This window comes from Nocardia sp. CA-128927 (assembly GCF_050955855.1).
Lineage (GTDB): Bacteria > Actinomycetota > Actinomycetes > Mycobacteriales > Mycobacteriaceae > Nocardia.
The window spans coordinates 1,384,523-1,408,617 of record NZ_CP192087.1; the positions used below are offsets into that span (position 1 = coordinate 1,384,523).

At 66.0% G+C, this 24,095-nt stretch carries 22 protein-coding genes and 1 riboswitch; of the genes, 15 read left to right on the top strand and 7 right to left on the bottom strand.

Annotated elements, in window-relative coordinates; all coding sequences use genetic code 11:
* Positions 1 to 160: 160 nt before the first annotated feature.
* Complete coding sequence (locus ACQPW1_RS06385; RefSeq protein ID WP_433665166.1) at positions 161 to 1,192, top strand: alpha/beta hydrolase; 1,032 nt, start codon at positions 161 to 163, stop codon at positions 1,190 to 1,192.
* A 155-nt stretch (positions 1,193 to 1,347) separates the two neighbouring features.
* Positions 1,348 to 1,593: a DUF3017 domain-containing protein gene (locus ACQPW1_RS06390; RefSeq protein ID WP_223885296.1), complete on the top strand. Its 246-nt coding sequence runs from the start codon at positions 1,348 to 1,350 to the stop codon at positions 1,591 to 1,593.
* A gap of 98 nt (positions 1,594 to 1,691) precedes the next feature.
* On the opposite strand, the gene ACQPW1_RS06395 is transcribed toward ACQPW1_RS06390, so the two are convergent.
* Positions 1,692 to 2,339, bottom strand: coding sequence for a nitroreductase family protein (locus ACQPW1_RS06395; protein WP_433661816.1), 648 nt, complete (start codon positions 2,337 to 2,339; stop codon positions 1,692 to 1,694).
* Between the two features lie 69 nt (positions 2,340 to 2,408).
* Between ACQPW1_RS06395 and ACQPW1_RS06400 the strand changes: the two genes are divergently transcribed.
* A complete protein-coding gene (locus ACQPW1_RS06400) occupies positions 2,409 to 2,786 on the top strand; it encodes a winged helix-turn-helix transcriptional regulator (RefSeq protein WP_433661817.1) in 378 nt (125 codons plus the stop codon).
* A 297-nt stretch (positions 2,787 to 3,083) separates the two neighbouring features.
* A complete protein-coding gene (locus ACQPW1_RS06405) occupies positions 3,084 to 3,998 on the top strand; it encodes an IS982 family transposase (protein WP_433661818.1) in 915 nt (304 codons plus the stop codon).
* A 19-nt stretch (positions 3,999 to 4,017) separates the two neighbouring features.
* Here ACQPW1_RS06405 and ACQPW1_RS06410 read toward each other — a convergent pair whose 3' ends face one another.
* Positions 4,018 to 4,968 (bottom strand): oxygenase MpaB family protein, encoded by a 951-nt coding sequence (locus ACQPW1_RS06410; protein WP_433661819.1) that lies wholly within the window; start codon positions 4,966 to 4,968, stop codon positions 4,018 to 4,020.
* A gap of 159 nt (positions 4,969 to 5,127) precedes the next feature.
* Here ACQPW1_RS06410 and ACQPW1_RS06415 point away from each other — a divergent pair, with 159 nt between their 5' ends.
* A complete protein-coding gene (locus ACQPW1_RS06415; protein WP_433661820.1) occupies positions 5,128 to 5,781 on the top strand; it encodes a TetR/AcrR family transcriptional regulator in 654 nt (217 codons plus the stop codon).
* 264 nt (positions 5,782 to 6,045) lie between these two features.
* Here ACQPW1_RS06415 and metX read toward each other — a convergent pair whose 3' ends face one another.
* From metX to ACQPW1_RS06430, 3 genes are all read right to left on the bottom strand, one after another.
* Positions 6,046 to 7,164: a homoserine O-acetyltransferase MetX gene (gene metX, locus ACQPW1_RS06420; RefSeq protein ID WP_433665167.1), complete on the bottom strand. Its 1,119-nt coding sequence runs from the start codon at positions 7,162 to 7,164 to the stop codon at positions 6,046 to 6,048.
* 38 nt (positions 7,165 to 7,202) lie between these two features.
* Positions 7,203 to 8,537, bottom strand: coding sequence for a bifunctional o-acetylhomoserine/o-acetylserine sulfhydrylase (locus tag ACQPW1_RS06425; protein ID WP_433661821.1), 1,335 nt, complete (start codon positions 8,535 to 8,537; stop codon positions 7,203 to 7,205).
* A gap of 92 nt (positions 8,538 to 8,629) precedes the next feature.
* Positions 8,630 to 8,740: riboswitch (SAM riboswitch) on the bottom strand.
* A 51-nt stretch (positions 8,741 to 8,791) separates the two neighbouring features.
* Positions 8,792 to 9,511 carry a TetR/AcrR family transcriptional regulator gene (locus ACQPW1_RS06430; RefSeq protein WP_433661822.1) on the bottom strand — a complete coding sequence of 240 codons (720 nt, stop codon included), beginning with the start codon at positions 9,509 to 9,511 and terminating at the stop codon, positions 8,792 to 8,794.
* A 133-nt stretch (positions 9,512 to 9,644) separates the two neighbouring features.
* Here ACQPW1_RS06430 and ACQPW1_RS06435 point away from each other — a divergent pair, with 133 nt between their 5' ends.
* The 4 genes from ACQPW1_RS06435 (at position 9,645) to ACQPW1_RS06450 (ending at position 15,214) form a co-directional block, all read left to right on the top strand.
* Positions 9,645 to 11,141, top strand: coding sequence for an MFS transporter (locus ACQPW1_RS06435; RefSeq protein ID WP_433661823.1), 1,497 nt, complete (start codon positions 9,645 to 9,647; stop codon positions 11,139 to 11,141).
* A 306-nt stretch (positions 11,142 to 11,447) separates the two neighbouring features.
* Entirely contained in the window at positions 11,448 to 12,665 is a 1,218-nt protein-coding gene (locus ACQPW1_RS06440) for an NADP-dependent isocitrate dehydrogenase (RefSeq protein ID WP_379286579.1), read from the top strand.
* Between the two features lie 687 nt (positions 12,666 to 13,352).
* Complete coding sequence (locus ACQPW1_RS06445; protein ID WP_433665168.1) at positions 13,353 to 14,519, top strand: MFS transporter; 1,167 nt, start codon at positions 13,353 to 13,355, stop codon at positions 14,517 to 14,519.
* 47 nt (positions 14,520 to 14,566) lie between these two features.
* Positions 14,567 to 15,214, top strand: a complete 648-nt coding sequence (locus ACQPW1_RS06450; RefSeq protein WP_433661824.1) for a TetR/AcrR family transcriptional regulator — start codon at positions 14,567 to 14,569, stop codon at positions 15,212 to 15,214.
* Here ACQPW1_RS06450 and ACQPW1_RS06455 read toward each other — a convergent pair whose 3' ends face one another.
* Positions 15,215 to 16,387 carry a serine hydrolase domain-containing protein gene (locus ACQPW1_RS06455; RefSeq protein WP_433661825.1) on the bottom strand — a complete coding sequence of 391 codons (1,173 nt, stop codon included), beginning with the start codon at positions 16,385 to 16,387 and terminating at the stop codon, positions 15,215 to 15,217.
* A gap of 129 nt (positions 16,388 to 16,516) precedes the next feature.
* Complete coding sequence (locus ACQPW1_RS06460; protein ID WP_433661826.1) at positions 16,517 to 18,169, bottom strand: purine-cytosine permease family protein; 1,653 nt, start codon at positions 18,167 to 18,169, stop codon at positions 16,517 to 16,519.
* Between the two features lie 374 nt (positions 18,170 to 18,543).
* On the opposite strand from ACQPW1_RS06460, the gene ACQPW1_RS06465 reads away from it, so the two are divergent.
* The 6 genes from ACQPW1_RS06465 to ACQPW1_RS06490 all read left to right on the top strand — a co-directional run bounded on the left by ACQPW1_RS06465 (position 18,544) and on the right by ACQPW1_RS06490 (position 24,094).
* Positions 18,544 to 19,749 carry a lipid-transfer protein gene (locus tag ACQPW1_RS06465; protein WP_433661827.1) on the top strand — a complete coding sequence of 402 codons (1,206 nt, stop codon included), beginning with the start codon at positions 18,544 to 18,546 and terminating at the stop codon, positions 19,747 to 19,749.
* A 41-nt stretch (positions 19,750 to 19,790) separates the two neighbouring features.
* Positions 19,791 to 20,228: a type II toxin-antitoxin system Rv0910 family toxin gene (locus ACQPW1_RS06470; RefSeq protein ID WP_357386476.1), complete on the top strand. Its 438-nt coding sequence runs from the start codon at positions 19,791 to 19,793 to the stop codon at positions 20,226 to 20,228.
* A 70-nt stretch (positions 20,229 to 20,298) separates the two neighbouring features.
* Complete coding sequence (locus ACQPW1_RS06475) at positions 20,299 to 21,177, top strand: MaoC/PaaZ C-terminal domain-containing protein (RefSeq protein WP_433661828.1); 879 nt, start codon at positions 20,299 to 20,301, stop codon at positions 21,175 to 21,177.
* A gap of 88 nt (positions 21,178 to 21,265) precedes the next feature.
* A complete protein-coding gene (locus ACQPW1_RS06480; protein WP_433661829.1) occupies positions 21,266 to 22,144 on the top strand; it encodes an SDR family oxidoreductase in 879 nt (292 codons plus the stop codon).
* 28 nt (positions 22,145 to 22,172) lie between these two features.
* The gene (locus ACQPW1_RS06485; protein ID WP_433661830.1) at positions 22,173 to 23,435 is read left to right on the top strand and encodes an acyl-CoA dehydrogenase family protein; all 1,263 of its coding nucleotides are present in this window, start codon (positions 22,173 to 22,175) and stop codon (positions 23,433 to 23,435) included.
* A 221-nt stretch (positions 23,436 to 23,656) separates the two neighbouring features.
* The gene (locus ACQPW1_RS06490) at positions 23,657 to 24,094 is read left to right on the top strand and encodes an alpha/beta fold hydrolase (RefSeq protein WP_433661831.1); all 438 of its coding nucleotides are present in this window, start codon (positions 23,657 to 23,659) and stop codon (positions 24,092 to 24,094) included.
* Position 24,095: the final 1 nt, after the last annotated feature.

Here is a 24,095-nt window from a genome sequence, read left to right on the forward strand (position 1 = left end):
CAATGCCTGACCTGAACAGCACTCTGGCGTGTCGTTGCACGTCGATCGAAGCTCGATGTTGGATGCTTTGGCCATGACCGTGACTGCCCGCACCGGAGCATTGAAATCCCGGCGAACTCGTTTCAGCAATAGTCTGCTTATCGGACTGACCGTCGGCGCTTTGACTTCATTCGGTATATCGCCCGCAGCCGCCGATCCGACCGGCCAGCCGGACCTGATCACCGCCGGTATCGAGGCAGCGGATGGTTCTCGGATCGCCGAGGTCGAGCACATCGACGGTGGCGGAATTCGGCTGCAGATCTACTCCGCGGCAATGGACAAGACCTTCCCGGTGGAGATTCAGCGCCCGGCAGATACTTCGCGGCCGCGGCCGAGTTTGTATCTGCTGAACGGTCTGGACGCGGGGGAAAGCGTCGCCTCCTGGCAGGCACAAACCGATGTTCGTCAGTTCGTTTCCGACAAGAATGTCAACCTGATCCTGCCGATCGGCGGGAAGGCCAGCTACTACACCGACTGGGTCAAGGACGACCCGAAGCTCGGCCGCAACAAGTGGAAGACGTATCTGACTGAAGAGCTGCCGCCACTGATCGACGCGGCCCTCGGCACTGATGGAATCAGGGCCATCGCGGGGATCTCCACCTCCGGCACTTCCGTGCTGGCATTGCCCATTGCCAAGCCGGGTCTGTACCGGGCCGCGGCCGCGTACAGCGGTTGCGCGCAGACCAGCGACCCGCTGGGCGCCTACTTCGTGCAAACCGCGGTCGGGATGGGCGGCGGGGACGCCAAAAACATGTGGGGGCCGTTGAATTCGCCCGAGTGGGTAGCAAACGATCCCTACGTGCACGCCGAAGAACTGCGCGGACTCGAACTGTACTTCTCCTCGGGCGATGGCCGACAGGGCGAATACGACACGATCGACGGCCGCAAGTCGCAGCTCGATGGCATCAAGACCCAAATCGACGGGATGAACGATCAACTCGGGCCGATGGGACTGGTGAATCAGATCATGGTCGGCGGCACCATCGAGAGCGCCACCTACTACTGCACGCGCAACTTGGAGAAGAAGCTCGCGTCGCTCGACATCCCCGCGACCTTCCACTACGCACCGGGCACGCACTCCTGGGGCTACTGGCAGAACGAGTTCAAGGAGTCGTGGCCGGTGCTGGCGCGCGGAATGGGGTTGGCGGAGTAGTCCGTAGCTCGGTGCCGACGGGCGACTGAGCCCGTCGGCGGCGCGGGGTGGGTGGCGTCTGTAAGAATCGGGGGGTGACCGATGCCGACACGTCCACCGCGGACCAGCGGGCAGGCAGCAGCTTGGGCGCTCAGTTCCTGCGCTGCCAACTGCCGATGGTTGTCGTGACGCTGGTCATCGCGGTGGCGATCGTGTTCGTGGCCCAGGATCGGTGGCGCCGCGGCGCGCTGTTCTTCGGCGGCGCGACCCTGCTGGCCGCGGCGTTCCGGCTGTGCCTGCCGACCGCGCGGGTGGGTTTGCTCGCCGTGCGCAGCAAGCCGTTCGACGTGGGCGCGCTGACCCTGCTCGGCTCCGCCATCGTCTTCATCGCCGCCACCATCAACACGCTCGGCGTCGGCTAATAGACGCACACCTTCCGACTTCCCGCACACCGAATCGCATGCAATTTCGTATGCGAGAAATCAAGAGGTGTGCGGCGGGCAGCGTTGGTGCGCAGGGGTCAGCGGGGCACGGGGTACTGCTCGGTGAAGACCGCCTGGTTGCGAGGGCGGCGACCCGGGTGCGGCGGGGTGGTATCGCTGTAACCGACGGCGACCAGGACCGCGATGGCCAGATCGGCGCGGTCGCCGATGCCGATGGCCTGCTTGACCAGGTCGGGGTCCCAGCCGTTCATCGGGGCCGAGGCCAGGCCGAGGCTGGTGGCGGCGAGCATGACGTAGGTGGCCGCGATCATCGCGTTCTTCACGGCGTTCTCCCGGAGCAGCCCGCGTTCGCGCAGTGCGTGGAACTCGCTGCGCGAGTGGAACATCGAGGTGAACTCGGCGTTCCATGCACCGTTGCGACCGGCCAGCTCGGCGATGTCGGCATTGCCGTGCTGCCAGGCCGTCGGATCGGCGACGAAGACCAGCACGACGGGTGCCTCCAGTGGCTGCGGCTGGCCGAACGCGGCCGTCGAGAGCGCCTGCCGCCCGGCTTCGCTGGTGACCACGACGATCGAGCGGTCCTGCATGTTCCACGCGCTCGGCGCCTGCACCGCCAGATCGAGGAGTTCATCGATCAGCTCCGGTGCGACGGAAGTGGGCTGGAAGTGGCGCGTGGTCCGGCGGGCGCGGATCGCGGCGGGAACCGAAAGTGTCTGTATTTCCATGATTCTTACTATCGGAGAGTGGCGCTCTAATAGGAAGAAGGCACTTGATAGTGCGTTACACTCTGGAAGGTGCGCACGCTCATCGAGGGTTCCGACCTGCCCGCCGACATCTACTCGGCCAAATGCCCCACCCGTCAGGTGCTCGACCGCCTCGCGGGCAAGTGGACGGTGTTGATCGTCGACGCCCTGGCCGACGGCACCATGCGCTACACCGATCTGCACAAGCGGATCGAAGGCATCTCGCAGAAGATGCTGACGCAGACCCTGCGCGAGCTGGAGACCGACGGATTCGTCACGCGCACCGTGCATCCCACGGTGCCGCCGCGCGTCGAGTACACCCTCACCGAGCTCGGCCACAGCCTGCGCACACCCATTGCGGCACTGCGCGATTGGATAGAAACCAACATCAACCTGATCGCCGAAGCCCGTCGCTCGGCGGCCCGCTGACGCGTCAAGGCTCTTCGTAATCCGCCGCCGGATCGCAGATTCCGCTGCGGCGTAAACCAATTCGGTGAACCGCCCGCCGCGCCCCTCGATGCGGCGGGCGAATCCCGAAACCTAGATGATTGATTCCAAGGGGTCGGTGAATGTCGGGCCGTGCCGGGATCAGTTCACGGCGCGTGCTCACCGTGGCCGCGGGCCCGATGGGGCGAAGACGTGGAGTGCCACGAAACCCGCTGCTGCACAGCCCTACTCGGGTAGGTCGCTGTATGGGTGTGAAGCGAGGGTGCCGAAGATCAATGTGTGACGAAAGACCTGGACACCCTCGCGACTGCACTCTACGTCAGGACCGACGATCTCCTGAAGACCTCACCGGAGTTGGCACCCCGGCGGCCGCGTGTCGGTTTCGAGCCGGAGCTGACCGACGCCGAGCTGGTGACGTTGTCGGTGATGCAGGGACTGTTGGGGTTTACCTCCGAGCACCGCTGGCTGCGGTTCGCCCGCGCGCACCTGGGGCACTTGTTCCGGTACCTGCCCAAACAATCCGGTTACAACAAGCGGCTCCGGAAGGCATCGGGGCTGATCAAGTCGATGATTCGGGTGTTGTCGGCCGACACAACGCTGTGGACCGACGACGTGTGGGTAGTCGATTCCACGCCGGTGGAATGTGGTCGATCGAAGGAGACGGTACGTCGCTCAGATCTGGCCGGCTGGGCCGAATATGGTTACTGCGCTTCGCATTCCCGCTTCTTCTGGGGCCTACGGCTGCATCTGGTGTGTACCCTCGGCGGGCTGCCGGTCGGGTTCGCGTTGACCGGAGCTAAGGCCGACGAACGTCAGACACTGCTCGACATCCTCACCGTCGATCCCGAACTTGCTGACCACCGCCCTGGCCAGACCCTGATCGGCGACAAGAACTATTTCGGCAAAGAGTTCGAGACCGCACTGGCCGACAGTGGCATGCGCCTGCTGCGCCCAGCACGCAAAGGCGAACCCGAACGGGCCGGTGCCACACTGTTCAAACCGCTGCGCCAGATCATCGAATCAATCAACCAGACCTTCAAAGGACAACTCGACCTGGAACGACACGGCGCACGCACCCCCGACGGCGTAGTCGTGCGAGTATTGCAACGCATCCTCGCCATGACCGCAGCCATCTGGCACAACGACACCCTCGGCGAGCGAATCCACCGATCCCTCACCTGCTACGACCACTGACCCCCTTGGAATCAATCATCTAGGCCGGCTCGGCGACCAGCTCGGCGCGTCCGGATCGACTGCCGTACAAGGCCCGTGCCTCGGTCGGTGTGACCGTCTCGAGCCTGGTGGGCGGCTCCGCGTTGATGTGCTCCTTCAGGATCTGCCCCGCCATCGGCGCGACGAACGGCGCCGCGACCAGCAGTCCGAACGAGTCGAACCGGGCGAACGACCACACGAGCACCTTGGCGGGCAGCCGAACCGCGAGATCGACGATGCCCCACCGATCGAACCGCCCGAGCTTGCGCATCCACTTCGGCAGCGTCGACACCGAGGCGAGCGAAAGCAGCCTGCTGCCAATGGCATACGAGATGCCCGCGCCATTACGCCGTGAGGTCCACAGCAGATGGTGCATGCCCTCCTCGGCCCGCTCGGAGGTGCACAGCCGCGGGCGGACCCGCTCGTAGTACGCGCGCACTTCCTCGCGCGAGCGCGGCACGTCCGCCGGCTTGCAGGTCTGCAGCTCGGCCGCGATCGCGCACTCCTGCCAGAAGCGCGTCTCCTCTTCCGGCGTCAGTCCGGGACCGAACATCTCGTACGCCTTGAGTACCGAATGCCAGCCGGTGATGTGGATCCACAGCTGGGTGTCCGGGCTGTTCGCGCTGTAGCGGTTGCCGCTGATCGGTTCGATGCCGGTCATCGGCGCGTGGATCTGCATCAGGTGCTCGGCGGCCTGGATGGCGGTGCGTCCGTCGGCGATCGCGGCGATCAGGAAGTAGGAGAAGGTGTGATCGAGGCGCTTGCGCGGGTCGCTGTAGATGCCGCGCGAGTCGGCCACGGCCGCGGTGAGGAACGGATCGAAGTGCTCGAGCACGACGGCCCGCTGGAATCCGATGACCGCGGTCGGCGCGGTCCAGACCTTCCAGCTGGGCGAATCGGGACCGAAGAACCCGTAGTCGTCCCGGCGCAGGCTGGTCGGATCGAAGTGCATCACGTGCTCCTTTGCGGTGATCGCCCCGCAACCGGGGGTGAATACAACGCAACCGTAGCAATTGCTGGCAATGAATACAACGGTTGCGTACTATTCGTGATAGATGCGGGATCGAGGCCGGGATGCTGTCAGGATGGACCGCATGGAGGTGAAGCGGCAGTGACCACATCGCGGACCGCGGCGGACCGGCCGCGCAGGCGCTATGCGCCACGCCTGCCGCCGGAGCAGCGCCGGGCCCAGTTGCTCGATGCGGCCTTCGCGGTGCTGAGCCGGGTGGAGCTGCACGAGTTGAGTATGGAGGCGGTCGCCCAGGAGGCGGGCGTCGGCAAGCCGGTGCTCTACACCGTCTTCAAGACCCGCGCGGAACTCGTTGCGGCGCTGCTGGAACGGGAGCGCGAGCGCGGCCTCGAACAGGTCGCCGAGACCCTGCCGGCCGACCTGATGGGTGCCGACCCGGTCGTCGCGGCCTCGGCCACCGTCGAGGCGTTCGTCGGTGTGGCACTGGAGAATCCGACCCGCTGGCGACTGATCCTGGCGGGTCCGGGCAACGCCCCCGACGAATACCGTGAGGCACTGCGCGATTCCCGCGCGGGCATCTTCGACCAGGCCGAAGCGCTGGTCCGGATCGGCACCGCACTCGAACCCCGGTGGGCGGGAATGGATTCCGCGCTGCTCACCAACTCGCTGCTACAGGTAGCCGAGATGCTCGGCCGCCTAGCCGTCAGCGAACCCGACGAATACCCCCGCGAACGCCTCCAAGGATTCGTCCACGCCATCGTCCAACTACTAGTCGGCGCGCCCACCACCGACTAGCCGCGCGCACCAATTCGCCTCATGCGCACGAAATCGCCTGATGCGCGCGAATTCGCCAGCTGTTTCAAGCGCACCGCGCAAATCAGTGCGCGGCAGCCAAAACAGTGCGCGGCAGCCAAAACAGTGCGCGGCGTACCCGCCGACTGCCGCGCGCACCAATTCGCATGGTGCGCATGAAATTGCTGACTGTTTCAGGCGCGGCGCGCGAATCGGTGCGCGGCGCGCGAATCTCAGCGCGGCGAAAGGCGCTGCGTTCGTGGTGGGTCAGCGGGTGGGTTGACGGCTCTGCTGGGCCAATCGCATCGTTTCGGTCAGCAGTTTGGACACGGCCGCCGCCTCGGTGAGGAAACCGTCGTGTCCGTCGCGCGAGTGCACGACCTCCAGCCCGTCGCAGCCCGGCAACCCCTCGGCGAGTTCCTGTTGCGTGCGCAGCGGATACAGCCGATCGGAGTCGACGCCGCCGACCACGCACGGCACCGGCGTAGCGGCCAATGCCGCCCGCACGCCGCCGCGTCCGCGTCCGATGTCGTGCCGGTTCATCGCCTCGGTCAGCAGCACGTAGGTGCCGGGATCGAAACGCCCGCACAGCTTGTCGGCCTGATGGTCCAGGTAGCTCTGCACCGCGTACCGGCCGCCGCGCCACGGATCCTCGGCGCCCTGCGCGCTGTTCTCGTACCGGTGGTCCAGCTCGTCCTCGGTGCGGTAGGTCAGGTGCGCGATGCGCCGGGCGATGCCCATGCCCGTCATCGGCGCGCGGTCCGTGTCGTGATAATCGCCGCCCTGCCAGTCCGGATCGGCCTTGATCGCCGCGATCTGGGTGGTCTGCGTGCCGATCTGGTCGGCGGTGGCGCGGGCGCCGACGGCCAGCACCAGCGCGGAACCGACCCGGTCCGGCGCGCCGACCATCCACTCCAGCACCCGCATGCCGCCCATCGACCCGCCGACCACCGCGGCCAGCCGCTCGATGCCGAGCAGGTCGATCAGCGCCGTCTCCGCGGCCACCTGGTCGCGGATGGAGATCTCCGGAAACCGTGCGCCCCAAGGCTTTCCGTCGGGTGCGAGCGTCGAGGGCCCGGTGCTGCCCTGGCAGCCGCCGAGCACGTTCGTCGCGATCACACACCACTCGTCGGTGTCGAGCGGACAGCCCGGTCCGACCATCCCGTCCCACCAGCCGGGCAGCTGATGGATGTCGTCCGGGTGGCCGACCACGTGCGAGTCGCCGGTCAGCGCGTGCTCGACCAGCACCACGTTGTCCAGCGTGGGGGAGATCTCACCCCACCGCTGCACCGCGAGGTGCACCTGCGGAATGACCGCGCCGCTCTCCAGCTTCACGTCTCCGATGGCGATGATGCCGAGCCGCCCGTCCGGGGGTGGCAGGGCCACCCCGGACGAACGGGCGAAACTCGGTTCGGTACTCAATGTCACGTCGCCGCCGCCGCGAAACCGGCACGCAGATCGGTCAGGATGTCGTCGATTCCCTCGATCCCCACCGCCAACCGGACCAGGCCCGGGGTGACACCGGCGAGCAGTTGCTCTTCGGGCGTCAGCTGCGAGTGTGTGGTCGACGCGGGATGAATCACGAGGGAGCGCACATCTCCGATGTTAGCCACATGGCTGTGCAGGGCTAATCCGTCCACGAACTTCTTGCCCGCATCGACACCGCCGCGCAGCTCGAAGGCGACGATCGCGCCCGGGCCCTTCGGTGCCAGCTGCTTTGCCCGCTCGTACCACGGCGAGGTCGGCAGGCCCGCGTAGATGACCTTCGTGACGTCCGGCTGTTCGGCCAGGAACTCGGCCACCGCCTTGGCGTTGGCGACATGCCGCTCGACCCGCAGGCTCAGCGTCTCGATGCCCTGGCTGATCAGGAACGCGTTGAACGGCGAGATCGCCGAGCCGAGGTCGCGCAGCAGTTGCACGCGGGCCTTGAGCGCGAAGGCGGGCGCGCCGAGGTCGGCGAACACCGCACCGTGGTAGCTCGGGTCCGGGGTGGTGAAGCCGGGGAAGCGCGGCTGGCCCTGCGCGTCGGTCACCGTCCAGTCGAAGTTGCCGCCGTCGACGATCACGCCGGCCACCGCCGAGCCGTGCCCGCCGAGGTACTTGGTCGCCGAGTGCACGACGATGTCGGCGCCGTGCACCAACGGCTGGATCAGGTATGGGGTGGCCACCGTGTTGTCCACGATCAGCGGCAGTCCGGCCTCGTGCGCGATGGCGGAGATACCGGGAATGTCGAAGATGGCGCTGCTCGGGTTGGCGATGGTCTCGCCGTAGAACGCCTTGGTGTTCGGCCGGATCGCGGCCCGCCACTGGTCCAGGTCGTCGGGGTCGTCGACGAAGGACACCTCGATGCCGAGCTTGGGCAGCGAGTAGTGGAAGAGGTTGTAGGTGCCGCCGTAAAGGTGCGGGCTGGACACGATGTGGTCGCCCGAGGACGCCAGGTTCAGGATCGCGAACGTCTCCGCGGCCTGCCCGGAGGCGAGCAGCAGTGCGGCGACACCGCCTTCGAGCGCGGCGACGCGCTGCTCCACCACGTCCTGGGTGGGGTTCATGATCCGGGTGTAGATGTTGCCCGGCTCGGCGAGCCCGAACAGCGCCGCGGCGTGATCGGTGTCGCGGAAGGCGTACGAGGTGGTCTGGTAGATGGGCAGGGCCCGGGCACCGGTGGTGCCGTCGGGGGCCTGTCCCGCGTGTACCTGCTTGGTCTCGAAGGACCACTGCGCCGGATCGAAGTCGGCTGCGGGCACGGTGGAATCACTCATGAGCTTTGCTCCAAAGAAAAGGTTGTTCGCCAGAACTACGGGGGTTATCGGGATTTGGGCGAAGGACAACAACACATTTCGGGAACCTCCTGAAAGCGCGCTTGCTCTCGACCTTCGAGAGCCCGGTCATCACCCGGAGCACCCCACCGCTGCTGGAGGGTTGCCGTCCAGCAAGCCGGGGCTTCGCGCTGGCACTCATGACCTGAGGGCATCATAACCGGACGCCCCGCGACGGCCGAAACCTATCCGCGAACTCAGCCGGACGCGCTGGTCCGCGCGCCGCCGCAGACCCGGACGAACTCGTCGAAGGCCGCGGTGAACGAGTTCCGGCCTGCGGTAGCGGCGTCGTGCAGATCGTCGTAGTCGAACATGCTCTCGCCGCATTCCATGGCGAGGTGGGCGATGAGCTGCCAGGTGCCGAGGATCAGCCGCACCGGGAGTGCGCAGGGCGTGGTGGCGAGTCGTTCGGCGACCACCGCGGCGATGGCGATGTTCTTGCTGTCGGCGTGTTCGATGCTGCGCGCGCTGACCGCGGGACTGCTGCGCACGATCCGCTGCATCTGCTGGAACTGCCGGAACGAGACCGGCCCGCCCGCGGGTTCGCTGACCGCGCGGTCGATCACCTGCAGGAACGCCGTGCGCAGCGATTCCAGTTCGTTGTCGGTGACCGGGAGTCGGCGCAGCGTCTCCGCCACGGCCTGGCCGAAGTCCTGCACCGGCCCGAGGACGATGTCCTCTTTGCTGTCGAAGTACCGGTTGATCGTGCGCGGTGAGACGTCCGCGGCGTTGGCGATCTGTTCGACCGTCGTCGCGTCGAAACCCTGTGTGTCGCACAGGTTCAGCCCGACCTCGATGATCCGCAACCTGGTCTGCTGCTTCTTGCGTTCGCGCAGGCCGGGAGGTGCGTTCGTCGCGGCGCTCGCAGAGGTTTCCGCTGTGGCACTCGCGCTCGTCGGCGTCGGTGACTCGAGCATCTTCACACCCTATCGCAACCTAGTGTTTTCGTGTCCTTAACCGCCAAATGTCGTACTGCGACATTTTTCTCTTGACGCCAAATGTCGTCTGATGACAGGATAGCCAAGCACTTTCTACGAGGAGGAGACGACGGTGACCGAGACTGCGACAGCGGTAGAAGTTCCGGTAAGAAAAGGCAGTTCGGCTCGCTGGTTCGCCCTCGGCGTGATCGCATTGGCCCAGCTCATGGTGGTTCTGGACGCCACCATCGTGACCATCTCGCTGCCCTTCGCCCAGGCTGATCTCGGCATCAGCGACGGCAACAAGCAGTGGATGCTGACCGCTTACACACTGATCTTCGGCGGGCTTTTGCTGCTGGGTGGGCGGCTGGCCGACTACCTCGGCCGACGCCGGATGTTCATCATCGGCCTGGTCGGCTTCGCCGCCGCGTCGGCACTTGCCGGTCTCGCGCAGAACGGCGCGGAGATGTTCGCCGGGCGCGCGCTGCAGGGTGCGTTCGCGGCGTTGCTCGCCCCCGCGGCGTTGTCGCTGTTGTCGGTGACCTTCACCGAGGCGCGCGAACGGGCCACCGCATTCGGCGTGTTCGCCGGCATCTCGGCCGGTGGCGCCGCGCTCGGCCTGATCGCCGGTGGCGCACTCACCGAGTACGCCTCATGGCGCTGGTGCCTGCTGGTGAACACCCCGATCGCGTTGCTCGCCCTGGTCGGCGCGCTGGCGTGGGTGGTCAAGGACGTGCCGACGCCGCGGACCGGCGGCTACGACGTGCCCGGCGCGGTCACCGTGACGCTCGGCCTGATCTCGATCGTGTACGGCTTCAGCCGCGCCGCCGAAGACGGCTGGCTGTCCGGCAGCACCCTTGGTCTGCTCATCGCCGGTGCGGCGCTGCTGATCGCCTTCGTCGTCATCGAACGGCGCTCGGCCAATCCGCTGCTGCCGCTGCACATTCCGGGTGAGATCAACCGTGGTGGCGCGTTCCTCGCGGCGCTGCTGGTGCCGATCGCCATGTTCGCGATGTTCCTGTTCCTCAGCTACTACTTCCAGATCACGCTGGGTTACTCGTCGCTGAAGGCAGGCTTCGCGTTCCTGCCCTTCCCGGCCGGTATCGCCATCTCCGCGGGCATCACCAGTGCGCTGCTGCCGAAGGTCGGCCCGCGTCCGCTGATGGTGGTCGGCGCCGTGCTCGGCGTGCTCGGCCTGCTCTGGCTGGCCCAGCTCGGCTTCGGCGACAGCTACGCGTCGAGCGTGCTGCCCGCGCAGGTGCTGATCGCGCTCGGCATGGGTCCGCTGTTCGTCGGCATGCAGACCGTCGCGTTGCATCAGGTCGAGGAAGCCGATTCCGGCGTGGCCAGTGCGCTGCTGAACGCGGCCCAGCAGGTCGGTGGCGCGGTCGGCACGGCCCTGCTGACCACCATCTCGGTGCAGACGGCCAAGTCCTACGCGGAGAGTCACGCCACCATCGACAACCTGATCGCCCGCGCCTCGATCCACAGCTACGACGTGGCGTTCTACGTCGGCGCCGGGTTCTTCCTGGCCGCCGTTCCGGTCATCGCGCTAATGATCCGGGACCGGCCGGAGAACCTGATCGAGGGTTCCGAGGACGGGGCGCGCCCGGTCCACGTCGGAGTCTGAAAACCGAAGTAACACCCCTCGGTCCGCGTATCGCCAGCTCGGCGCTGCGCGGACCGAGGTCGTTGGGCGGGGCGACCGGCGAATTGCGGAATGACCTACCAGTCAGTAAGTTCGTGGGGTTTCTCACTCGGGGGGCTGCCCGCACACCACGATCATCGGCAGCAGTACGCTTGTCTTGTTTGCACCACACGTCTCGCGGACAACGCGGGGCATATACGTTGTCTGTTGGAACAGCTGGGGTCCGCTCACAAGCGTGTTCACCTGGCCGTGCAATGAGGGCACCATCCTAGGAGGACACGAAGATCCATGTCCAAAATCAAGGTTGAAGGTACCGTCGTCGAACTCGACGGCGACGAGATGACCCGGATCATCTGGCAGTTCATCAAGGATAAGCTGATCCACCCGTATCTCGATGTGAATCTCGAGTACTACGACCTGGGCATCGAGTACCGGGATAAGACGGACGACCAGGTCACCGTCGACGCGGCGGAGGCGATCAAGCGCCACGGCGTCGGCGTGAAGTGCGCGACCATCACCCCGGACGAGGCGCGCGTCGAGGAATTCGGCCTGAAGAAGATGTGGCGGTCGCCGAACGGCACCATCCGCAACATCCTGGGCGGCACCATTTTCCGTGCGCCGATCATCATCTCCAACGTTCCGCGCCTGGTGCCCGGCTGGACCAAGCCGATCATCATCGGCCGTCACGCGTTCGGTGACCAGTACCGCGCCACCGACTTCAAGGTATATCAGGCCGGTTCGGTCACGATCACCTTCACGCCGGAGGACGGCAGCGAGCCGATTCAGCACGAGGTCGTGAAGATGCCCGAGGACGGCGGCGTCGTCATGGGCATGTACAACTTCAAGGCTTCGATCATCGATTTCGCGCGGGCCTCGTTCAATTACGGCCTGCAGCAGAACTACCCGGTGTATCTCTCGACGAAGAACACCATCCTCAAGGCGTACGACGGCATGTTCAAGGACACGTTCCAGGACGTGTTCGATGCCGAGTTCAAGACCCAGTTCGACGCGGCGGGCCTCACCTACGAGCACCGCCTGATCGACGACATGGTCGCCTCCTCCATGAAGTGGGAGGGCGGCTACGTCTGGGCCTGTAAGAACTACGACGGTGACGTGCAGTCCGACACCGTCGCACAGGGCTTCGGCTCGCTCGGCCTGATGACGTCGGTGCTGCTGACCCCGGACGGCAAGACCTGTGAGGCGGAGGCCGCACACGGCACCGTCACCCGGCACTACCGTCAGCATCAGCAGGGCAAGCCGACCTCGACCAACCCGATCGCGTCGATCTTCGCCTGGACGCGCGGGCTCGAGCACCGCGGCAAGCTGGACAACACCCCCGAGGTCATCGGCTTCGCGCAGACCCTCGAGGATGTCGTCATCAAGACCGTCGAAGGCGGTCAGATGACCAAGGACCTCGCGTCCCTCGTCGGCGGCGATCAGGGCTACCTGAGCACCGAGGAATTCCTCGGCGCGCTCGACGCGAACCTGGCCCGCGCACTGCGCTGAGCTGGGTAACGCCCGGCGCTGGAAGCGAATCCGGCGCCGGGGGATGAGCTCCTCCGCCTCTCCGCGACTTTTGCCGGTCGTCGGAGCCGCGAGATTTTCGCGGCGGGCTGACGGTGTCGGCGGGGCGGGGTTCTGGGCGTTCCCGACGAGTTACCCATGTTCGAGCGAAATCAGTTGTCGCTCGGGCAGGTGATATGAACAACGGGCACCCGCACCACTTAGTGGTACGGGTGCCCGGACTGTTTTCTAGGTGCGGACGGAACTGTCCAGCAGCAGCGGGACGACGCGGGTGAGGCTGTCCGCGCCGATGCCGTGTTCGACGCCCGCGTCGAACAAGCGGAGCAGCGCGCGAATCGTCCGCCACCTGAGCCGAATGGCTCGACGCCGGAAGCGAATCCGAGGCCGGGGATGACGCTGCCCACATCCGGCAGTCCGGCAGACCGGACTGCGTCGGGTACGCAGTTGTTTCCGAATGGAATTTGCCAGGTGGCGGGGTCAGCTGTGCCCCGATTGTGTGTTTTTACATTCTGACCTGCATGTTTTCTTGACGTAAGCGTGTCTTAACTCACGTTTACTCGGGAAGCGAAACCGCCTGCTGAGGCGTTTCATGGATACGTGACCACACCCCTCGCCGCCCAGGCCCCCGCACGCCCCGAGCCTGCGCGGACGACTTGGCATATGCCTGCCATGCTCGCGCTGGCGCTCGGCGGGTTCGGTATCGGCACAACAGAATTCGTCACCATGGGTTTGCTGCCGGATATCGCGCGCGCCATGGATGTCTCCGAGCCGACCGCGGGGCACGCGGTGTCGGCGTACGCGCTCGGCGTGGTGATCGGCGCCCCGCTGATCGCCGCGCTGTGCGCGCGGGTTTCCCGGAAGCAGTTGCTCATCGCCTTGATGGCGGCGTTCACGCTGGGCAACATCGCGACCGTGCTCGCGCCGACCTTCCACACCCTGGTGCTCGCCCGGTTCGTCTCCGGCCTGCCGCACGGCGCCTACTTCGGTGTCGCCTCGCTGGCCGCCGCCACGCTGGCCCCGGTGGGACAGCGCGCCAAAGCGGTTGCCGCGGTTATGCTCGGGTTGAGCGCCGCCAATGTTGTCGGCGTTCCCGCCGCGACCTGGCTCGGCCAGCATCTCGGCTGGCGCGATGCCTACGTGGTCGTCGCGGTGATCGGGCTGGCGACGGTAGCCGCCCTGATCAGGTACGTACCGGAACTCACCGGCATCACCATGACCAACCCGATGATCGAACTCGGCGCGCTGCGCCGCCCCCAGGTGTTGCTGACCCTGCTGGTCGGCGCGATCGGCTTCGGCGGCATGTTCGCTGTTTACACCTACATCACCACCACCCTCACCAGCGTCTCCGGCATGTCCGCCGGATTGGTGCCGATCGTGCTGATGCTGTTCGGCGTCGGCATGGTGGTCGGCAACATCGTCGGCGGCGTGCTCGCCGACCGAGGCGTGGATCGGGCGATCTACGCCTCGATGATCGGCATGGCCGTCATCCTCGCGGTATTCGTTGCGGCGGCGCACAATCCCTACACCGCCGCGATCGGCGCGTTCCTGGTCGGCGCGACCGGCGCCTCGCTGGCACCCGGACTACAGACCCGACTGATGGACGTGGCGCACGAGGCGCAGACGTTGGCCGCCGCGCTGAACCACGCCGCGCTGAACATCGCCAATGCCGCGGGCGCATGGCTCGGCGGCGCGGTGATCGCCGCCGGGCTCGGCTACACCGCGCCCGCCATGGTCGGGGCCGGTCTCGCCGTGGTCGGTGTGGCGCTGTTCGCGGTCACCGTCTTCGCCGCCCGCCGCGACGCCCGACTCGTCGCGGCAGCGGCACTGGTCGCCTGACGCTTCGGCTGAACATGCAGAGCTGTATGTAAGTGTAGAATCGCCGGATGGCCAGGATCGAAGTCGCGAAGCCGCAGCGCCGCACCCAGGAACAGCGCAGCACCGAGATGCGCATGCGACTGCTCGACGCGACCATCGACTGTCTGGTCGAGTACGGCTACGCGGGCACCACGACGCCGCGGGTGGCCGAACGCGCCGGGGTCACCCGCGGCGCGCAGGTGCATCACTTCGGTTCCAAGACCGACCTGGTGGTCGCCGCGATCAGTCATCTGGCGCAACTGCGCGCCGAGACCGCGATGCGGGAGATGGCCAAGGTTGAGCGCGGCAACGATCCCGTCGCCGCGGCACTGGACTTTCTGTGGGAGCTGCATCAGGGTCCGCTGTTCATCGCGACCGTCGAACTGTGGGTGGCCGGCCGCACCGATCCGGTGCTGGCCGCCGCGATGGAGAAGGTCGAGCCGTTCGTCAACAACGCCGTGCTGATGGCGGTCGCCCGGTTCGTCCCCGACGAGATCCGCCGCAAAGAGGCCCGCGACTTCATCTACACCGCGATGGACGCCCTGCGCGGCATCCTGGTCTCCAACTTCGTCGACCCGGACAACGAACGCGCCCAACGTCGTTGGCGCCGCGCCACCGCCCACCTGCACAACATCGCCGAGGCCGCGCTCGCCGATGTGCGCGGGACCTCGTCGTAGCTATTCTCCGCACAGCCCCGTGGTGAGCAGCGCTTGTGCTTTCGCGATCAGTGGCCCGACGCTGTCGAGATCGGCCAGGTTCACGGTCGGTCCCATGGTCACCGACAGTTCGATGCGCCTGGTGCCATCGGCCGTGCTGTAGATATCCGAGTAGTAGCCGGGGACGCCGCCGTTGTGACCGATACCGACGCAATCCGGGGCGAACTCGCGTTGCATCAGCCCGAGGCCGTAGCCCACGCTTGGCCCGAGCTCGCGGACGGTCCGTATCTCGGCGAGTAGCGGCGGCGCCAGGAGCCGGCCGCCCAGCAGTGCGGTCACGAAGCTGTCGAGATCACGGGTGGACGAGATGATTTCACCGGCGGCGCCCGCCCAGGAGGGATTCTGCCGGGTCAGGTCGGCGGGTATCAGCGTGCCGCCCTCGAGGTAGGCGCTGTAGCCGTGCGCGTGCGGTCCGACGATCTCCGGCCAGTTGCCGGGGACCAGGGTGTCCCAGAGGCCGAGCGGTGCCACGATCCGGCTGTAGATCTGCACGTTGTACGGCAGTCCGGTGAGCTTCTCTATCAGCATGCCGACCAGCTGGTAGTTGGTGTTCGAGTACGACCACTCGGTACCGGGCTCGAACAGTGCGGGTTTGGTCAGTGCGAACCTGATCAGTTCGTCGGGCCGATAGTCCCGCTGCACCGATGCCACCGATTCCCGGCCCGAGAGTGCTAGAATCCCCGGCACGATGGTGTTGTCCGGCTGTGGTTCGCCGGTGTAGTTGAACAGACCGCTGGTGTGCTGCAACAGCATTCGGACGGTGATGCGTGGGTCGAGGGCGAACTGGGGCAGGTGCCGGGCCACCGGGTCGTCCAGCGTCAGTCGGCCCTCGCCGACCAGTTGCAGCAGCACCGTGGACACGAACATCTTGGTGATGCTGCCGATCCGGAACCGGCCGTCCGTCGGCACCGGCTCGGGGCGGCCGACTTCCGCCACCCCGGCGCTGCCGGTCCACTCACCGTGCGGGTCATGTACTCGCACTTGAACTCCGGCCATACCCACGGCGACCAGATCGTTCATCGCCTGCTGCAGCTCGGCGCGATCCGTTCCCGCCGGAGCGGCGATGGCACCGGTACTCGCCGAGCCGACCAGCACGAGCGCCGCGATAACCGCAATTCCGAACTGTCGCAACATCATCAACCCCCGGATGAACTACGTGTCCGGCCACCCTATCCGATACCCCGTCCCGCAGAACGGGTTCCGTGCACCATCGAACGGGGCATGGTGGCGGCGTCACTCGACGTTCGCCGCCACCATGTCCGCTCAGTGCTGGGGTGGGAGGAGGTGCTGGCCTGGTTTGTCGGTGGAGAGGGCCAGGGAGCTGATGTACTGGATTTCGCCTTCGGGGCCGGGAATCGCCGAGGCGATCATGTCGGGGCGTTCGAATTCCAGGCCGGTGACGTGGCAGGTGAGGGTCTCGCCGGACGGGTTGCCGTGCTCGTCGTACATGGGTAGGTCGATGCCGTCGTCGGTGCGGCGCAGGTAGTACTTGCCCTTGGTGGCGATCGCGGTGAGCGGGGTGGCGACGAACGCGACGACCAGCGCGACGATGGGGGAGTACGGCTTCAGCAGCTCACCGAAGACACCGAAGAACGTCATGATGGACAGCACCGCCGAGAGCCCGAACCCGACCAGCCCCACGGGGTTGAAGTCGTAGAGCATGCCGCGGCGGAACTCCGGCTGCTTCGGCGAGATCTTCAGCAGATACTTGTTGACCGCGATATCCGTTGCGACGGTGACGATCCAGGCGATGCCGCAGTTGGCGTAGAAGCCGAGGATGTTGTTGAGGAAGTCGAACATGTTGGCTTCCATCAGGATCAACGCGATCGCCAGGTTCACCGCGAGAAAGATCAGCCGACCGGGGTAGCTCTTGCTGACCCGGGTGTAGGAGTTGGTCCAGGCCAGCGACCCCGAATACGCGTTGGTGACATTGATTTTGATCTGGCTGATCACGACGAGCACGACGGCCAGCGTCATGGCCAGCCAGCCCGGCACCATGTCGCGGTAGATCTCCAGGAACTGGTGCACCGGCTGGTTCGCGATGCCCTGCGCGGCAGGCAGATTCGCGATCAGATACACCGCGAGGAACAGTCCGACCACCTGCTTGGCCGCGCCGAAGACCACCCAGCCCGGACCGGCGAGCAGCATCCAGCCCCACCACTTGCGCGCGTTCTCCGGCGTGCGCGGCGGCATGAAGCGCAGGTAGTCGATCTGCTCGGCGATCTGCGCGATCAGCGAAAGACACACGCCCGCGGCCAGTAGCGTGCCGGAAATGCTTACCCCGGAACCGTTCTCGCCGCCATAGGCGAAGAACGACGACACCGAATCCGGATGCCGCACCAGCAGGAACCCGAACGGCAGCACCATCAGCAGCAACCACAGCGGCGTCGTCCAGACCTGCAGTTTGGCCAGCGTGTTCATGCCGTAGATAACCAGCGGGAAAATGAGCAGCGTCGAGGCCAGATAGCCGAGCCAAAGCGGTACGCCCAGGCCGAGTTCCAGCCCCTGGGCCATGATCGACCCCTCCAGCGCGAAGAAGATAAAGGTGAACGAGGCGAACACGACATTGGTGAGCACCGAGCCGAAATAGCCGAATCCGCTACCGCGCGTGATCAAGTCGAGATCGAGGTTGTAGCGCGCCGCGTAATAGGCGAGCGGAAATCCGGTCACCATGATGACGATCGCGAAGAAACCGATGCCGAGCAGCGCGTTCCCGGTGCCGTGCGCGATGCCGATATTCGCGCCGATGGCGAAGTCGGCCAGGTAGGCAATGCCGCCGAGGGCGGAGATCCCGACGACGGCCGGGCTCCATTTCCGGTAGCTCCGTGGCGCGAACCGCAGGGTGTAGTCCTCGAGTGTTTCCTTCGCTGCGGCGATACCGTCGGAATTCGACGACCGGGTATCGAGCTCGACCACGTTTACTCCTCATCCCCGCATCAATAACTGCAACCATTCGACGGTCGTACACGGTTGTGGACGGGGAATTTCGGAACGATTACGCGGCTGTTACGTCATCGAGGGCGGTGAGTCGCGTCACAGCAATGAGCTCAGTCATCCCTCGCGGCCCGGCAACCCACTGCGTACCAGCACGAACTGGCTATACATACACCTCCGGCTGTATGTCTCTGACCGAGTGCTACCACCTGGCTATTCGATATCCGCAACCTGCGGTAACGGTGACAACCTTGCGTACTTACATACATCTCTGTATGTTTGTTTTAGCTGGATCCGGACGGATCGGCCCATCGCTGCCCGCACGCGGGCAGCACAGGCACAACCTGAGGAGTTCGATGGCGAACAAGGTCTACGTCGTCGGCGTCGGCATGACGAAGTTCGAGAAGCCGGGCCGCCGCAAGAACGAAGACGGCACCGATTGGGACTACCCGGATATGGCTCGGGAGTCCGGGACCAAGGCGCTCGCCGACGCGGGCATCGCCTACGACCTGGTCGAGCAGGCCTACGTCGGTTACGTCTACGGCGAATCCACCTCCGGTCAGCGCGCGGTCTACGAGCTGGGTATGACCGGCATCCCGGTGGTCAACGTCAATAACAACTGTTCCACCGGCTCGACCGCGCTCTACCTTGCGGCACAGTCGATTCGGGGCGGACTGGCCGACTGCGCGCTGGCGCTCGGCTTCGAGAAGATGCAGCCGGGCTCGCTCGGCTCCACCTGGGACGACCGCGAGCAGCCGATGGCCAAGCACATCATGGCGCTCGCCGAGATCTCCGAGGTGCTGTTCCCGGTGGCGCCGTGGATGTTCGGCGCGGCGGGCCGCGAGCACATGAAGCAGTACGGCACCACCGCCGAGCACTTCGCCAAGATCGGCTACAAGAACCACAAGCACTCGGTGAACAACCCGTATTCGCAGTTCCAGGACGCGTATTCGATGGACGACATCCTCGGCTCGCGGATGATCTACGACCCGCTCACCAAGCTGCAGTGCTCGCCGACCTCCGACGGTTCCGGCGCGGTGATCCTGGCCAGCGAGGCGTTCGTGGACAAGCACAACCTGGCCGGGCAGGCGGTGGAGATCGTCGGGCAGGCGATGACCACCGACTTCACCTCCACCTTCGACGAGACCGCCAAGAACCTGGTCGGCTACGACATGACCGTGCAGGCGGCGCGCAAGGTCTACGAGCAGGCCGGGCTCGGTGCCGATGACTTCCAGGTCATCGAGCTGCACGACTGCTTCTCGGCGAACGAGCTGCTGACCTACGAGGCGCTCGGCCTGTGTGGCGAGGGCGAAGCCGGAAAGCTGATCGACGACAACCTGACCACCTACGGCGGCAAGTGGGTGGTGAACCCCTCCGGCGGCCTGATCTCCAAGGGGCATCCGCTCGGCGCAACGGGTTTGGCGCAGTGCTCCGAACTCACCTGGCAGCTGCGCGGCACCGCGGACAAGCGTCAGGTCGACAACGTCACCGCCTGCCTGCAGCACAACATCGGCCTCGGCGGCGCCGCGGTCGTGACCGCCTATCAGCGCGCCGACCGCTGATCGCTGAACTCGCACACCGAAACTCGACGAGGAGCTAACTCATGGGACACATCGAAGCCACCAAGGACGTCAACGCCACCCCCGAGGCGCTCTGGACGGTCGTCTCCGACCCGAACACCTGGGACAAGTGGTTCACCATCCACGAGCGCTTCATGGAGGAGCCGCCCGCCGTGCTGACCGAGGGCTCGAAGCTGGTCGCCAAGATCGTCATGCTCGGCATGGCGAACAAGCTGGAGTGGACCGTGGTTTCGGTCCAGCAGCCGAGCAAGCTCACCCTCGGCGGCACCGGAATGGCCGGCGTGAAGACCGAATTCACCTTCGACATCCAGCCCAAGGGCGACGGCGGCAGCACCATCCTGGTCTCCGGTGACTTCGAGGGCGCGCTGATCAAGGGCGCGCTCGGCAAGGCGGTCGAGAAGGACGGCCTCAAGCAGCTGGACAAGTCCCTCGAGCAGCTCGACGCCCTGGCTTCCGCATGAGCAGCGGGTCCGGAGGCGGCAGCCTGCGTAACCACGGAGGGCCCGATGCTCATGCCGGAGAGGACACAGCATGACCTCGGAGACCACTACGGCACGGCTGGTCGAATTCGACGACTCCGCTCTCGAAACCTGGTGTGACGACGAGCGTTTCGAGGTCACCGGCGAGCGGATCGGCGAATATGCCGCAGCCACCAACGATCCGATCGAGGCGCATCTCGCGGGCAAGGTCGCCTCACCGGTCTTCGCGATCGTCCCCGTCTTCGAGGCGATGATGATGCCGGTGATCGATGTCGCGCCGCTGGACATCTTCGGCCGGGTCGTGCACGGCGAGCAGGACTTCCACTTCCACCGAGCGATCCAGCCCGGCGAAAAGCTGGTCTCGCGCGCCAAGGCGACCGGCTACACCAGCAGGTCCAACGGCACGGCAATCACCATCCTCATCGAATGCCGCACCGAGGCAGGAGAATTGGTCAACGAGCAGTACCTGACCGCCTTCTTCCGCAACATCGACGCGGGCAAGACGGTCGGCGTCGCGGCGCCGCCGCACAAGTTCGACGAGAACCTGCGGGCACAGCCGCCGGTGGCTGTCGTTCCGCAGCACGTCGACGACGACCAAACCTTCCGCTACTCACCGGCTTCCGGCGATCCGGTGCCACTGCACCTGGACGAGCAGGTGGCCAAGGACGCCGGTCTGCCCGGCATCATCGCGCACGGGCTGTGCACCATGGCGTTCGCGTCCTGGGCGGTGCTCACCGAGGTCGGCGGTTCGGATGTCAACCGGCTCAAGCGATTCGCGGTGCGCTTCGCCAAGATGGTCTTCCCCGGTGACGACCTGGAGACCCGCATCTGGAAGGTCGGTTCCGCCGACGGCGTCACCACCTATGCCTTCGAGACCGTGCGCGGCGAGGACGTGGTCCTCAGCGATGGTCTCGCCGAAATAGCCGACTGAGCCGATCGCCGGGACGCCCCAGTCGTCCCGGCGAAAGCCGTTATCCGGTCGCAACATTCAGCACAGACTTCAGGAAGAGGAGACATCGATGGGTGCACTCGAAGGTCGAGTAGCCGTCATCACCGGCGCCGGTCGCGGCATCGGCCGCGAGCACGCCTTGCTGTTCGCGCGCGAGGGCGCGGCCGTGGTCGTCAACGACCTCGGCGGCAGCAACGAGGGTGAGGGCACCGACAACACGCCCGCGCAAGAGGTCGCCGACGAGATCATCGCCGCGGGCGGCAAGGCGATCGCCAACACCGCCAACATCGCCACCTGGGACGGCGCGAAGAACGTGGTCGACCAGGCGGTTTCCGAGCTCGGCGGCCTCGACATCGTGGTCAACAACGCGGGCATCCTGCGCGACGCGTTCATCGCGGGCCTGGACGAGGCGCAGTGGGACTCGGTGATCGCCGTGCACCTGAAGGGCCACGCCGCCGTGCTGCACCACGCCGCCGCCTACTGGAAAGAGCAGAGCAAGGCGGGTAATCAGCCGAACGCCGCGGTGATCAACACCGCGTCCGCCTCCGGCACCACGGTGCCCAACGCGGGCCAAGCCAATTACGGCGCGGCCAAGGCGGGGATTGCCGCGCTGACCCTGGTCGCGGCCGACGAACTGGCCCGTTACGGCGTGCGCGTCAACGCCATCGCACCGATCGCGCGCACCAGGCTCACCCTGGCCACGCCCGGCATGGGCGCGATGATGGCGGCCGAGGCCGACGAGGTCGAAGAGGGCGAGTTCGACGCCTTCAGCCCGGCCAACATCTCGCCGCTGGTGGCCTACCTGGCCTCGGACAAGTGCCCGATCACCGGCAAGGTGTTCGCGGTGCAGGGCGGTGCCATCTCCGAGCTGGCCGGTTGGCACGATGTGAAGACGATCGAGACCGAGGGACCGTGGCTGATCGACGACATCTCCGCTCGGCTGCCCTGAGCTCGCCGGAACGATAAGGAGAACAACGATGTTCGAATGGTCCGAGACCGATGTACTGATCCGCGATGCCGTGCGGACGTTCATCGACAAGGAGATCCGGCCCAACCTGGATGCGCTGGACAGCGGCGAACTCTCGCCGTATCCGATCATCCGGAAGCTGTTCAGCGAGTTCGGGATCGACGCCATGGGCGGCGAAGCGGTGGAGAAGCTGCTCGCCAAGCAGCGCGCCAAAGAGGAAGCCATCGCCGCGGGCGAGCCGCTGCCCGAGAAGAAGAAGGAAAAGTCTTCCGGCGGTAGCCCGTTCGCCGGGCAGGAATCGCTGATGGCGGTGGTGATCGGCGAACTGTCCGGTGTCTGCATGGGTTTGGTCACCGCGATGGGCGTCAGCATCGGCCTCGGCGCGACCACCATCATGTCGCGCGGCACGCTGGCGCAGAAGGAGCGGTGGCTCACCGACATCGTGACCATGAAAAAGGTTGCGGCGTGGGCGATCACCGAGCCCGACTCCGGCTCCGACGCGTTCGGCGGCATGAAGACCTACGTGCGGCGCGACGGCGACGACTACCTGCTCAACGGCCAGAAGACCTTCATCACCAACGGCCCGTTCGCCGACGTGATGATCGTCTACGCCAAGCTCGACGAGGGCGACGGCGGCGACAAGCGGGAGCGCAAGGTGCTCACCTTCGTCCTGGACAAGGGCATGGAGGGGCTCACCCAGGGCAAGCCGTTCAAGAAGATGGGCCTGCACGCCTCGCCCACCGGCGAGCTGTTCTTCGACAACGTCCGCCTCGGCAAGGACCGCCTGCTCGGCGAGACCGAGGAGCACAAGGGCGGCGACGGCCGGGAGAGCGCCCGGTCCAGCTTCACCGCCGAACGCGTCGGCGTCGGCTTCATGGCGCTGGGCATCATCAACGAATGTCACCGGCTCTGCCTGGATTACGCGAAGAACCGCAAGCTCTGGGGCCAGGAGATCGGCCGCTTCCAGCTCGTCCAGCTCAAGCTGGCCAAGATGGAGATCGCCCGGATCAACGTGCAGAACATGGTGTTCAACACGTTGGAGCGGGGTCGCGCGGGCAAGCCGCCGACGCTCGCCGAGGCCTCGGCCATGAAGCTTTACGCGTCCGAGGCGGCCACCGAGGTCGCGATGGAGGCAGTACAGCTGTTCGGCGGCAACGGGTACATGACCGAGTACCGCGTGGAACAGCTTGCGCGCGACGCCAAGTCGCTGATGATCTACGCGGGCAGCAACGAGATCCAGGTGACGCACATCGCCAAGGGTCTGCTGGCCTGACAGTTCTACGGATCCCGGGTGCGCTACAACGGCGTGCGCACTCGGGATTCCTTGTTCTGCAATCGAATCGCCGTTGGTCCTACGCACCGTGCTGGTGCGAGCTCGTAGAGGGGCAACCGGCCGATGATCACCGAAACCACCGCGCGCTACAACGACGTCAACACCCGGGTCCTCTCCGTGTCCGGGTCCGGCACCCCGATCCTGCTGCTGCACGGTACCGATTGTTCTTCCGCCTTGTCGGCCTCCTGCCCATTCCGACCGCGCTGGTGCGCTGGGGTGTCCGCCGCGCGGTAGCACTGTTCGTCTACGGTCCCGGCGTTGTCGCCGATCCCGAATTCCTCACCACCGCAATACGTTCGGTTCCCGATATGGCCGCCGTCGCCGCGCGCGGTCAGGATGCGGCCCGCTACGCCCGCGAACATCCCGCTGGCCACATCGATCTCGTCGTCACCTGTCCGGTACTCGTGGTGCACGGCACCAAGGACCGCATCATCCCGATGTCCGCGGCCCGCGCCCTGCACGCCATGCTGCCCGGCAGCGAGTTCGTCGCACTCCCCGCCGTCGGCCACTGCCCGCAACTGGATGTCCCCGACGAGGTCTGCCGACTGCTACTGGGATTTCCTCGAACAGACAGCAAGCAGGCCGACGTCGCGTCGTGAG

Excerpts from the sequence above, each read along its gene's own strand:
- ACQPW1_RS06485 (WP_433661830.1), top strand. The coding sequence starts at position 22,173 with ATGTTCGAATGGTCCGAGACCGATGTACTGATCCGCGATGCCGTGCGG.
- ACQPW1_RS06480 (WP_433661829.1), top strand. The coding sequence starts at position 21,266 with ATGGGTGCACTCGAAGGTCGAGTAGCCGTCATCACCGGCGCCGGTCGC.
- ACQPW1_RS06455 (WP_433661825.1), bottom strand. The coding sequence starts at position 16,387 with ATGTTGCGACAGTTCGGAATTGCGGTTATCGCGGCGCTCGTGCTGGTC.
- ACQPW1_RS06470 (WP_357386476.1), top strand. The coding sequence starts at position 19,791 with ATGGGACACATCGAAGCCACCAAGGACGTCAACGCCACCCCCGAGGCG.
- ACQPW1_RS06465 (WP_433661827.1), top strand. The coding sequence starts at position 18,544 with ATGGCGAACAAGGTCTACGTCGTCGGCGTCGGCATGACGAAGTTCGAG.
- ACQPW1_RS06425 (WP_433661821.1), bottom strand. The coding sequence starts at position 8,537 with ATGAGTGATTCCACCGTGCCCGCAGCCGACTTCGATCCGGCGCAGTGG.
- ACQPW1_RS06440 (WP_379286579.1), top strand. The coding sequence starts at position 11,448 with ATGTCCAAAATCAAGGTTGAAGGTACCGTCGTCGAACTCGACGGCGAC.
- ACQPW1_RS06445 (WP_433665168.1), top strand. The coding sequence starts at position 13,353 with ATGCTCGCGCTGGCGCTCGGCGGGTTCGGTATCGGCACAACAGAATTC.
- ACQPW1_RS06390 (WP_223885296.1), top strand. The coding sequence starts at position 1,348 with ATGGTTGTCGTGACGCTGGTCATCGCGGTGGCGATCGTGTTCGTGGCC.
- ACQPW1_RS06450 (WP_433661824.1), top strand. The coding sequence starts at position 14,567 with ATGGCCAGGATCGAAGTCGCGAAGCCGCAGCGCCGCACCCAGGAACAG.
- ACQPW1_RS06410 (WP_433661819.1), bottom strand. The coding sequence starts at position 4,968 with ATGCACTTCGATCCGACCAGCCTGCGCCGGGACGACTACGGGTTCTTC.
- ACQPW1_RS06475 (WP_433661828.1), top strand. The coding sequence starts at position 20,299 with ATGACCTCGGAGACCACTACGGCACGGCTGGTCGAATTCGACGACTCC.
- ACQPW1_RS06395 (WP_433661816.1), bottom strand. The coding sequence starts at position 2,339 with ATGGAAATACAGACACTTTCGGTTCCCGCCGCGATCCGCGCCCGCCGG.
- ACQPW1_RS06430 (WP_433661822.1), bottom strand. The coding sequence starts at position 9,511 with ATGCTCGAGTCACCGACGCCGACGAGCGCGAGTGCCACAGCGGAAACC.